This window comes from Siminovitchia fortis, from assembly GCF_007681465.1.
Taxonomy (GTDB): domain Bacteria; phylum Bacillota; class Bacilli; order Bacillales; family Bacillaceae_C; genus Siminovitchia; species Siminovitchia fortis.
In genome coordinates, this window is the sequence record NZ_VEKZ01000007.1 from 82,965 (window position 1) to 93,457 (window position 10,493).

At 41.3% G+C, this 10,493-nt stretch carries 17 protein-coding genes and 1 pseudogene; 9 read left to right on the top strand and 9 right to left on the bottom strand.

What is annotated here, in order from left to right; all coding sequences use genetic code 11:
* Position 1: 1 nt before the first annotated feature.
* The 6 genes from FS666_RS04280 to FS666_RS04305 all read right to left on the bottom strand — a co-directional run bounded on the left by FS666_RS04280 (position 2) and on the right by FS666_RS04305 (position 2,734).
* Positions 2-199: a hypothetical protein gene (locus FS666_RS04280; protein ID WP_144461823.1), complete on the bottom strand. Its 198-nt coding sequence runs from the start codon at positions 197-199 to the stop codon at positions 2-4.
* Positions 200-1,375 (bottom strand): DUF2800 domain-containing protein, encoded by a 1,176-nt coding sequence (locus tag FS666_RS04285; RefSeq protein WP_144461826.1) that lies wholly within the window; start codon positions 1,373-1,375, stop codon positions 200-202.
* A complete protein-coding gene (locus FS666_RS04290) occupies positions 1,372-1,851 on the bottom strand; it encodes a hypothetical protein (protein WP_144461828.1) in 480 nt (159 codons plus the stop codon). The genes FS666_RS04285 and FS666_RS04290 overlap by 4 nt, the downstream gene beginning before the upstream one ends.
* Positions 1,852-2,030: 179 nt before the next feature.
* Positions 2,031-2,303, bottom strand: coding sequence for a hypothetical protein (locus tag FS666_RS04295; RefSeq protein ID WP_144461830.1), 273 nt, complete (start codon positions 2,301-2,303; stop codon positions 2,031-2,033).
* Positions 2,300-2,497 (bottom strand): hypothetical protein, encoded by a 198-nt coding sequence (locus FS666_RS04300; RefSeq protein WP_144461833.1) that lies wholly within the window; start codon positions 2,495-2,497, stop codon positions 2,300-2,302. The genes FS666_RS04295 and FS666_RS04300 overlap by 4 nt, the downstream gene beginning before the upstream one ends.
* A gap of 12 nt (positions 2,498-2,509) precedes the next feature.
* Positions 2,510-2,734: a helix-turn-helix domain-containing protein gene (locus FS666_RS04305; protein ID WP_144461835.1), complete on the bottom strand. Its 225-nt coding sequence runs from the start codon at positions 2,732-2,734 to the stop codon at positions 2,510-2,512.
* A 190-nt stretch (positions 2,735-2,924) separates the two neighbouring features.
* On the opposite strand from FS666_RS04305, the gene FS666_RS04310 reads away from it, so the two are divergent.
* From FS666_RS04310 to FS666_RS04330, 5 genes and pseudogenes are all read left to right on the top strand, one after another.
* Positions 2,925-3,581, top strand: a complete 657-nt coding sequence (locus FS666_RS04310; RefSeq protein ID WP_144461837.1) for a LexA family protein — start codon at positions 2,925-2,927, stop codon at positions 3,579-3,581.
* 63 nt (positions 3,582-3,644) lie between these two features.
* On the top strand, positions 3,645-5,030 hold the full coding sequence (locus FS666_RS04315; RefSeq protein ID WP_144461839.1) for a recombinase family protein: 1,386 nt from the start codon (positions 3,645-3,647) through the stop codon (positions 5,028-5,030).
* A 35-nt stretch (positions 5,031-5,065) separates the two neighbouring features.
* Positions 5,066-5,746, top strand: a pseudogene (locus FS666_RS04320) (ABC transporter substrate-binding protein); the annotation flags it as partial.
* A 45-nt stretch (positions 5,747-5,791) separates the two neighbouring features.
* Entirely contained in the window at positions 5,792-6,565 is a 774-nt protein-coding gene (locus tag FS666_RS04325; RefSeq protein WP_144461842.1) for an ABC transporter ATP-binding protein, read from the top strand.
* Complete coding sequence (locus FS666_RS04330) at positions 6,549-7,358, top strand: ABC transporter permease (RefSeq protein WP_144461845.1); 810 nt, start codon at positions 6,549-6,551, stop codon at positions 7,356-7,358. The genes FS666_RS04325 and FS666_RS04330 overlap by 17 nt, the downstream gene beginning before the upstream one ends.
* A gap of 229 nt (positions 7,359-7,587) precedes the next feature.
* Here the strand turns inward: FS666_RS04330 and ytkD are convergent, their stop codons facing one another.
* Together ytkD and FS666_RS04340 are read right to left on the bottom strand one after the other, a co-directional pair.
* Positions 7,588-8,061: an RNA deprotection pyrophosphohydrolase gene (gene ytkD, locus FS666_RS04335; RefSeq protein WP_120075143.1), complete on the bottom strand. Its 474-nt coding sequence runs from the start codon at positions 8,059-8,061 to the stop codon at positions 7,588-7,590.
* A gap of 82 nt (positions 8,062-8,143) precedes the next feature.
* On the bottom strand, positions 8,144-8,473 hold the full coding sequence (locus tag FS666_RS04340) for a hydrolase (protein WP_120075146.1): 330 nt from the start codon (positions 8,471-8,473) through the stop codon (positions 8,144-8,146).
* A gap of 152 nt (positions 8,474-8,625) precedes the next feature.
* Between FS666_RS04340 and FS666_RS04345 the strand changes: the two genes are divergently transcribed.
* Positions 8,626-8,880, top strand: coding sequence for a DUF6154 family protein (locus FS666_RS04345; protein ID WP_120075148.1), 255 nt, complete (start codon positions 8,626-8,628; stop codon positions 8,878-8,880).
* 265 nt (positions 8,881-9,145) lie between these two features.
* Here FS666_RS04345 and FS666_RS04350 read toward each other — a convergent pair whose 3' ends face one another.
* Positions 9,146-9,604, bottom strand: coding sequence for a Dps family protein (locus FS666_RS04350; RefSeq protein ID WP_144461850.1), 459 nt, complete (start codon positions 9,602-9,604; stop codon positions 9,146-9,148).
* Between the two features lie 120 nt (positions 9,605-9,724).
* Between FS666_RS04350 and ytzI the strand changes: the two genes are divergently transcribed.
* The 3 genes from ytzI (at position 9,725) to FS666_RS04365 (ending at position 10,355) form a co-directional block, all read left to right on the top strand.
* Positions 9,725-9,868: a YtzI protein gene (ytzI, locus tag FS666_RS04355; RefSeq protein WP_144461853.1), complete on the top strand. Its 144-nt coding sequence runs from the start codon at positions 9,725-9,727 to the stop codon at positions 9,866-9,868.
* 25 nt (positions 9,869-9,893) lie between these two features.
* Complete coding sequence (yidD, locus tag FS666_RS04360; RefSeq protein WP_120075154.1) at positions 9,894-10,112, top strand: membrane protein insertion efficiency factor YidD; 219 nt, start codon at positions 9,894-9,896, stop codon at positions 10,110-10,112.
* A 90-nt stretch (positions 10,113-10,202) separates the two neighbouring features.
* Positions 10,203-10,355, top strand: coding sequence for a DUF1540 domain-containing protein (locus tag FS666_RS04365; protein WP_120075156.1), 153 nt, complete (start codon positions 10,203-10,205; stop codon positions 10,353-10,355).
* Positions 10,356-10,493: the final 138 nt, after the last annotated feature.

A 10,493-nucleotide genomic window follows, 5' to 3' on the forward strand; every position in this document is an offset into this window, starting at 1 on the left:
TTTACATTTCTCCTTTTTGTTGATTTCTAGTATTTAATTCGTCTTGAATTAATGAAAGAATTGCTTCTTGTCTTCTCACATAATGAACATTCGGTTTACTCCCCGTTACATGTGAACCGATTCTATTTACGGTATCCAGATATAGCAGGTAGAGCCCATCAGCCGGCAGAGTTTTCATTTGAGCCTTTATTAAATCCATTTATTTAAAATCCTCCGCCGCACTTACTTCATTTGTGACAGCCTTTCGTTTATCACTGGCAGGAGCAAGCGTTGGTTTGCCTGGAGACTTCTGCACTAAGCCCGGCTCTTCCAACAGCTCCCGGTACTGCTTCTTGCCAAGCTCTTTCTCAAGCTTCGGTACGGTTAAAGGCACCCGTTCATACAGAACTGCATCATCAATACCTTTTTCTTTTAAGTGGGAAAAAGCTTTGTCAATATCGACATAATCCCTGCTCCCCCTGCCTTCAACAGCTTTCCATCCAGGAATCTCCTTACCTTTCAAACTTTCAGCAAGAGCATATTCTTTCAATGCTTTAATCCAGGACTCGATATGCTGCCCTCTTTCAAGAATCTCGCCAACTTCTTGATCAGATAGCAAAGGAGGCTTCATCTGTTTGAAATCCTCTAATGCCGTAAACTGATCGGCCCTTGCACGGCACTTAGCTTTTGCCCGGCAAAACTTACAGTGTTCGCCCGGGACAAAATCACCTTCTCCATTGAATGCCTGTTGGGCAATAGGCTTGATTTCCTCTCCCCAAGCAAGTAGATCGTCAGCTGACAGCTCATATTCTGAAATACTGTCAAGCCTGGGCTGAATGATTGCCAGCTTAGTCGTTTTGATTGGGTACAAGAAACTGTATTCAAGATAAGCGCCCAAGGCATAAAGCTTCATCTGAGGGTTGTCCTCCGCACTAACAGCTACACCTTTGCCGTACTTGAAGTCTGTGACATATAACGTTTCACCTCCTATAATGAGGCAGTCAACCGTCCCAAACCCTTCCGGAGCAACAGCGCTGTAATCAAGCCTTTTCTCCACCGCCACATAAGGAGTGGAGGTCATACCAAGTGTTATGCTTTGTAAGTATTCCAAGTATGTGTCCGTATGTTTTAACATTTCTTCCTGGAACAACTCATGCTTTTTCATCTTGTTCAATCGCCTGGTAAATGTACTCTGGGCCATCGGCTCCGTGTAATACTTCCTTAGTTTCAACTCTGCAATTTCATGGGCCAGCGTTCCCTCCTCTGCATATTTTGACGTTGTGTCCGGAAATTGTTCTTCCAGCCGGACAGATGGAGTGCAGTTGAGCCAACGATGTGCGGCACTTGCCGACAGGAGCGCATGAGCCCTTTCTCTGTGCTTGATTGCCTTGCTCATATTTTTGCCCCTAGGTCACGCAACTTTGTAGCAAAGGCTCCATATTGTTCTTGTGGCAAAGCTGTCAAAGCTTGTACTCCGAAAGATGATAGCAGCTGTAACAGATCCTCTCGTTTACCCGCATCCATCAGCTGAGTAGCTGCCACTGCCAGCTGATCCATCGTATAAGTAGGGGCTGACGTTGGGACTGCTTGTGGCTGCTCTTGCGTCGGCTGAGTCGGTGCTTGCTGTTGCGGCGTTGCAGTTGGAACGGCCTCAGGTGCAGGCTGTTGCACAGGAGCCGGTTGCTGATGTACTGGCGCTTGATTAGGTGCAGCTTGCTGAGATTGCTCACCGTAAAGATCATCAAACGTCTTTTCAATGACCTCCGATTTAAAAGCTTGTCCCGTATGAAGCTGGGATCCGGATAAGGCTGTAGCCAGGTTATTGATTGCATTTGCCAATTCAGGCGCTTTTATTTCAACTGTAAAATTCAATTTAAAAATTCTCCCTTCGTGTTATACTTGATTTGATTAAGGTTTTTCTAAAGGTTCCTGCGGCAACAGGAGCCTATTTTTCGTTTAAAAAAGTGACATACAGGCTGCCAAGGCAAATGCAGAGTAACACCAGGAAAATTAAAGCTACCGGATTGATGTACAATTTCAACTCACCCCCTTCAATACCACGTGCAAATCAATATAAGATTTGTGCCAAATTCATCAAACTCAACACCAAAGCCTTTTTCACGGAAGTGTTTTCTAAAACGATTGGTGCAGTTATACTTCTGCCACTGTTCACTAGGTTTTATTTCGATTCTTGCGTCGAAAAAACCAAGATCGACATTCTCCCGGATCTCTTGATTCATCCTTTGAATTGCTTCCCCTAATTGACGGTTTGCTACCTTATCAGCATTTTTAACGGCGATTTCCCTTGCTTCAGTTGCGTTCATCGGTTTGTCTCCTTTTTTTCATTGTTTCGATCTAAACGAACCCTATTTGCAATCTGTATATAAACATCTAAAAACTTTTTAATTGCATCATTTGATGGTTTTTTACGTTCTCCACAGTTGAATATCTTATCCATAGCCACCAACTCCTTTGGTGGATTTATATGTTGGTTGGTGGCAAGGACTAACCTAGACATTATTTTCCCCCTTTACGCTGTTTTGTTTTTCCGAAAAAAATCGGATTGAGGTCCAAAAAAAATATTTTCTACCGGAATTCCATAAATCGTTTCAATCTTAATAAAAAAAGAACGAGGAACATTTGAAGAATCCCTTTCATATTTAGAAAGAGTGTCTTTGTTGATCCCGAACAACTTTGCTGCTTCTACTAATTTATACCCTGCATTTACACGAGCAGCTTTTAAAGTGATTTTCACTTCCTAACACCTTCCCTTCAAACTGTTTGAATATAGAATATCCGAATTAATTCGGAATGTCAACCGAATTTCGTCGGAATTTGCGTTTTATTATCATTTATTCCGAAAAAATATTTCGGATTTTTTCGGAATAATTATGTACAATCCGCATTTTTTCGGATATAATGAATATAGAAGGTGAGGTGATAGCATGTTAGATCGTGATTTACCGTTGAAAAAGGAAATTGCTGAAAATATTAAACAGCTGATGAAAGAAAGAGGATGGACGCAGCTCAAACTGAGTGAAGTCTCAAAAATCTCTAAAAGTACTCTCTCGGACTACATAAACTGTAAGACGTTAATCAATCCAGGGAATGTAGAAAAGCTTTCAGAAGCGTTTGGGGTTCCTAAATATCAAATAGACCCTAGTTTTAAACGAAGCGATATGAAAGTTGAGGAATCATTAACAGATTATGTAGTTAATTCCTTTGCACGAGTCCCGATTGTCGGAACAATAAGCTGTGGAAATGGCGTTATAGCTTACGAAAATATCGAGGGCTATGAGGAAATTCCGAGATCTTGGTTAAACGGTGGAGAATATTTCTTACTTCGAGCTAATGGTGACAGCATGATAAATGCTCGTATTCACGAAGGAGACTTACTTCTAATTAGAAGGCAAGAAGATGTTGAGAACGGGGAAATTGCAGCAGTATTAATAGAGGGTGAAGCCGTATTAAAAAGGGTTTTCAAGACAGATACAGCTTTAATTTTACAGTCAGAAAACCCCAAGTACGAGCCTATTATTGTAGGGAAACAATCAGATATTAAGATTTTAGGAAGACTTCAAAAAGTAGTATTAAATTTCTAGCTAGATGTTTAATCATCACGGGAGGGCGACGGCTCTCCCTTTTTAATAAGGACGGTGATCATTATGCGTGTCGCGATTTATGTCCGTGTTTCTACACAAGAACAAGCAAAGGAAGGATTCTCCATCCCGGGGCAATTGGAAAGTTTACGGGCGTTTTGTAAAAGTCAAAGTTGGGACATTGTCGAAGAATACAAGGAAGAAGGTAGATCAGCTAAAGATCTAGATAGACCAAAGATGCAAGAAATGATGAGGGACATAAAGAAGAATAAAATTGACCTTGTACTTGTATATAAGCTGGATAGATTAACAAGATCTGTTTTAGATTTATATCAACTCCTTAACTATTTTGACGAGTACGAAGTAAAGTTTCGCTCCGCCACGGAGGTATATGATACGACAACAGCAATGGGTAGATTATTCATTACCCTTGTTGCAGCTCTTGCACAGTGGGAAAGAGAGAATCTAGCTGAACGAGTAAAGTTTGGCATTCATCAAATGATTGATGAAGGTAAACGTCCAGGAGGACACTCCCCTTATGGATATAAATTTAAAAAGAACTTTGATTGTGAAATTATTGAAGAAGAGGCCAAGTGGGTAATTAAAATTTTTGAGTGGTATGCGGACGGATTCGGGTACCGAAAAATTTCAGACAGGTTAAATGAGCTTAATATTAAACCAAGGATCGCAGAAAAATGGAATCACAATACAGTTTACGGAATGCTGCGGAATGACATATACATAGGAGTGTACAGATGGGGGGATAAGGTAATTTATAATAATCATCCTGCGATAGTGTCTAATTCCTTATTTGTCAAAGTACAGAAGAAACTTAAAAGTAATCATAAAAACTTGGCTAGAAAAGGGAAGTTTCCTTTAACCGGAATATTACAATGTGGCCATTGCAGTGAACCTATGTCAGGGATATTTGACGCTCGGGACAAAAAAACCTACTATCGGTGTTTTGGTTGCAATCGATCTACTGATGGAAAAAAAATAACTAACTTACTTTTAGATGAGATTGAAAAACTTATTACTTCTAAAGATTATTTTTTAAGTCAGGTAGATAAAAATTATCAACCACTAACTGTTAATATCGACGAAATAAGAAAAAAACTTGAAAAAATTAATCAGCAAAAAGAAAAGTGGTACAGTCTCTTTTTAGATGAAGAAGATAACCCCATCCCCAAAGAAACTTTATACAAAAAAATTAACGAATTGAACCAGGCGGAAGATGATTTAAAAACCATTTTACAAGAAGCCGAAATCGACGAAGAAACCCCAGAAGAAAAGTTCGAGAAACTTAAAAATATAAAAAACATTCATTTGGTTTATGATGAAGCTGATGCTTTTGAACAAAAAGAACTACTTCATGCTATATTTGAGGAATTATTATTATATAGAGATAAAGGTCGTAACAAGCCTATTACATTAAAATATAAATTGAATTGATTAAAATATTCTTTGTTACCAGTGTTATGTTTTGTTATACTCAATTAACCCAAACAGATGGAACATTTCTTATCTCGCGGGAGAAAAACGAACAATTTGAGTGGGATCAATTAAAAGGCTCTACTTTCCTCGGACAGCGGAAAGGCGGCATGCCGCAAATGGTCGGCGAGTTCGTTCTGAAAAAGCATGGAATCGATCCGCATAACGACCTTGAATTGATTCAAAATATCGACTTCGCAAACATTGCGAATTCCTTTGCTTCAGGAACAGGCGACTACGTTCAATTGTTTGAGCCTACAGCCTCCGTATTTGAAAAAGAAGGAAAAGGCTACATCGTCGCTTCCTTCGGTGAAGAATCCGGTCATGTACCTTATACCACATTCATGGCAAAAGAAAGCTATATAAAGAAAAATGGAGATACCATCGAAAAGTTCGTCCGCGCCCTCTATAAAGCGCAACAGTGGGTAGAAAAGAGCAGCGGAGAAGAAATTGCCGAAGTCGTTCAGCCATACTTTGAGGACTCTGACTTGGAAACATTGGCCATCGTCATCGAACGCTATAAAAACCAGGGCTCATTTGCAGAGAAAATGACGTTAACAGAAGAAGGCTGGGAAAACCTCCAAAACATCATGGAAGAAGCTGGCGAGCTTCCGGAAAAAGTCGATTATAACAAGCTCGTCAATACTGAAATTGTTGATAAAGTGATGAAAGAATAAATGGAAGGGCCGTGCGCCATTTTACCAAAGGAGGCCGGAAACATCATGAGCTTTATCACAGCCGAAAATATCGGACATCACTACTTCACTCCGTCTTCCGTCAAAACCGCTTTAAAAGATGTTTCATTTTCCATCGAAGAAGGGGAATTTGTTTCCCTGGTCGGTCCATCAGGATGCGGGAAAACAACGCTGCTGTCCATTTTGTCGGGTCTTTTGATGCCGACTGATGGGCAGGTAAAAATTGACGGGCAGCCCCCGGATTTACAAAAAAATATGATCGGCTACATGCTTCAGCAGGATTATCTCTTCCCATGGAAAACAATCGAGGAAAACGTCTTGATCGGACTAAAATTGAATCGCCAGCTTGAAGAGAAAACAAAAGAAAGTGCCCTGCAGTTCCTGCAAAAAATCGGCCTGGAAGGCGTGGAAAAGCAATTTCCGCGCCAGCTGTCAGGCGGGATGCGCCAGCGTGCGGCATTGGCCCGCACAATGGCTGTCAATCCGAAACTGCTATTATTGGATGAACCATTTTCTGCGCTTGATTATCAAACGAAACTTAAGCTTGAAGATCTTGTTTTTGACATATTAAAGGCGTATAAAAAAACCGCTGTCCTCGTTACGCATGATCTTGGCGAAGCGATATCGATGAGCGACAGAGTCCTGCTTTTTGCAGCCAATCCCGGAAGGCTCCATAAAGTATTTGAAGTACCTGATGAATTGCGCAGCTTAAGTCCATTCGATGTCCGCAGCCAAGACGCCTATTCCGATTTATTCCGCATCATTTGGAAGGAGCTGGAGACCCTTGAAGAAATCAAATGACCCCATCCAGCTTCATTCGCAGTATAAACAGAGGCTAGCAGCAGAAAAGCGCTGGATACTCTTCTACCAGCTGCTCATTGTAACACTGTTTTTCATATTGTGGGAGGCGGCAAGCCGCAGCAAATGGATCGATCCGCTCATCTTCAGCTACCCCACCAAAGTGTGGGCGCTGCTCGTAGAAAAGGTTTCAGACGGGACCCTGTTCGCTCATCTCAGCGTAACCGTATTCGAAACAGTGATGGGCTTCATTCTCGGCACGCTTCTTGGAACGATTTTCGCAGCAATCCTCTGGTGGTCCCCTTTTCTGTCAAAAGTGCTGGACCCGTATCTTGTCATCCTGAATGCCATGCCAAAAGTCGCTCTCGGACCGATTTTAATTGTCGGCCTTGGTCCGGGCTTCACCTCAATTATCGCCATGGGTGCGATCATCTCAGTCATCATTACAACCATCGTTGTCTATTCGGCTTTCCGGGATGTGGATGAAAATTATGTAAAAGTGCTTCGCACTTTCGGAGCGACTAAACGGCAGGCTTTCCAAGATGCTATTTTGCCGGCTTCATTTCCCACCATCATTTCCACTTTGAAGGTGAATGTCGGATTATCGTGGGTTGGCGTCATCGTGGGTGAATTTCTCGTTTCAGCGAAAGGTCTCGGATATATGATTATTTACGGATTTCAGGTGTTTAATTTCACACTGGTCATGCTGGCCCTTTTCCTGATCGTCATTTTTGCGACAATCATGTATCAGCTTGTCGAGTTGCTTGAAAGGAAGCTAATTAAAGATCAGGATTGATGCTGCTCTGTTAAGAGCAGTTTTTTTAAAGTAAAAAAAAGCATAAGCTGATATGAAAATTTTTTTCAAAAGAAGCCTTTCTTTGTCCAGCTCCAGCGCCCAGCGACTAGCAAACTTCACACTCCTCCACTACGATAAGTCAACATCGGCTCGTACCTCGCCGTGTTTCCTTTATCTCATTGCGGAGTGCTCCAGTTTGTACGTCGCTAAACGGGCGCTTCCGCTTTTCTTAATAAAGCCTTTTTTCCTTCGCTTTTTTCAACGCAGCTGTCACCACTTCGTCTTTCATGATAAAACTGAATTCATCTTCGTTAATCCTGGAAAGGAGATTTCCTTTTACCAATACTGGACCATCCGTCTCAAAGTAAGTTTCTTTTTCTTCCAAATGCAGGATTTCTGCAAAAAGGATTGCTTTGATAAAAGCCCCTTTCGGGTCGTGTACTTTATATTCCCCCAGATAATCCTTGATGACGGCGGTCCCTCCTGTTTCTTCTAACACCTCTCTCATTCCCGCTTCTTCTACTGTTTCCCCTTTTTCCACCTTGCCTCCCGGAAACTCCAATCCCCGTGTTGAATGTTTCGTCAATAGCCATTCATCTTTATGTCTGCAAATGACAAGCACATGGCCGGGCTTAATTGAAAAAGCATTCCTGAAAAAAGCCAAGTGGACTTCGTTTTGATTTTTATCGATAAATGTAAGCATATTTGCATGTCTTCCTTTATTTTTATAAAATGAAAAACGTTGGAAACCAATTCCAACGCTTTAACTATACTACAAAATCAGCTTATTCGCTTTTAAAACCGTCGAGGATTCCCATGCTTTCTATATGCTGTTTGGCTTCTTGATCCCCGAGCTCGTGTATCATGCTGTAGATCCTGTACAAATTTTGATCATGCTGGTCATTTGTCGGGTCGTGGGAATACTCCACGAAAGGAACATGTGCCCGCAGGAAATCATCTATGCTGTTATCCTGGCTTGAATCGAAAATTTCCCGCAGCCTGGTGATTTCATCATCGTTTGCTTCAATTTTAAACTCCCAAGGCGATGCATTGGGAACAGATAAAATCTCTCCGGCCCCGACTGAGATATAATAGGTTTTCTTTTGTTGGTCCAAGACGATTGGCTCCTTTAAACAATTTTATATGCATATTTTGGTTTGAAGGAGCCTATTTTATTCTTAATAGTCGATTGTCAATAATTGATTGTTCGTACCATTTACGGGTATATATATAATAAGCACAGGAAATTTTGAAAGGAAGTTATCTGATGAAACTTATAGACGAATTGTTCGAATTGTATCGCGATAAACTTACCGGCGATGAAGAAGATTTAGATATGATCACCTTCGCAGTACTTGAAGGATACGATCATGATGACTTGTTGGGAATCGTAAAAGAAATGAATGAATATGAACTTCAATATTTCATCAGATTGTATGTGATGGAGACATTGAAAGGGAAATTCGCCCAAATTGAAGGCCGAAAGGAAGACGGGGCTTCGTATTTCAGACATTTGCACTGAAAAATACATAAAAATGGTCTCGGCAAGCCAGTTTCTGGTATGGGCATCAACTATGGATGATCGTTTTTTCCGAAGCATCCAGATAATGGACACTTTCTGCACTATTAGTGACCGTTTTTGAGGTTCCCTCCGGATAACGGGCACCTTTCCTCATGAATAACGTCTTTATCGAAAAAAAAGGAGCAAGCTATAAATAACAACTTTACAGCTTGCTCTTCCGCTTCAATAGGATTTCCACGGTCTTACACCGATGGACAGGCACCTATTATTGAACTTTTTCACCCAAAAAGGCACTCAGCATCCAAATATGTTTTTCCAGACCTTGATGGATGGAAAGCAGCATGTCACCGGTTGTCTCATCCCCGGACTGGTCAGCCAGTTCCATTCCCTTTTTCAATTCCGCTGTCAACGTTTCAAAATCGCTCAGTGTAGCCTGGACCATCTGCTCCGCTGTCTTCTCGCTTTCCGCTTCCTGAACGCTTGCAAGTTCAAGTGACTCTCTGAGAGTGGCAACGGGCTCTCCTCCTAATGCCAACAGCCTTTCTGCCAGTTCATCAATATGTACGGCTGCCTCGTTATACAGTTCTTCAAACTTTTCGTGAAGCGTAAAGAAGTTTGAGCCTTTTACATACCAATGGAAATTATGTAGCTTCGTATAAAGTACCGTCCAGCTTGCAACCTGCTTATTGACCAATTCGATCAATTGTTGTTTTTCTGTAGACATTTTATCATTCCTCCTATATTTACTCTACCCTATTTTTTACAAGACAAACAATTATATGCCCGGATTTTCCATTAAAAACTATGCTACAATAGGCCTTAGGGAAGAAGGGGGAAAAAGAGATTGAAACTCATCATGGTTATATCCATCATCATTTGTATCGTTGTCGTCCTTGTGACCGCCTTGGTGACGTCAAAAGCATATTCAGTCAAACATACCGTCGATCCGATGCCGGCAGATGACAAAAAAGAAAATAATATATCCTGATTGAACTGAAGGAAGCGATCTTCCATTGAAACAAATTTTACTTTTCATCATCCGTTTTTATCAAAAATTCATTTCGCCGCTGAAGCCTCCAACCTGCAGGTTTTATCCAACCTGCTCCAATTACGGGATGGAAGCAATCCGGCGGTTCGGAGCCGTTCGCGGGGGATGGTTGACGTTTAAACGGATTATCAAATGCCACCCGTTTCATCCTGGAGGCATCGATCATGTTCCCGAAAAAAAATAATGCTTTTCCTGATTTGACGGATCTTGCCTCACATAACTGCATCTTTTGCGCCAACACTATTCATGTATCAACTTAAAGGAGTGATACTAAGTGGCAGAAGATGTGCTTTGTGAAGTGAAAAATTGTCATTTTTGGAAAGATGGAAACCTGTGTGCGGCCGACCGCATTTATATCGTGAGCCATACGGGCAATGAAGCGGAAACTGAAAGGGAGACCGATTGTCAAACCTTTGTTCATAAATAATAAAAGCGGGGTGCCTTCGAAGGCGCCCCGCTTTTATTACTGAGCAAGAAAGTCACTAGCATTGCATAAATGTAGTTGGAATATTCAATTTATAAATCTTCGCGAATTTTTGCCAAAAAGACAAAGCTTGAATAAAAG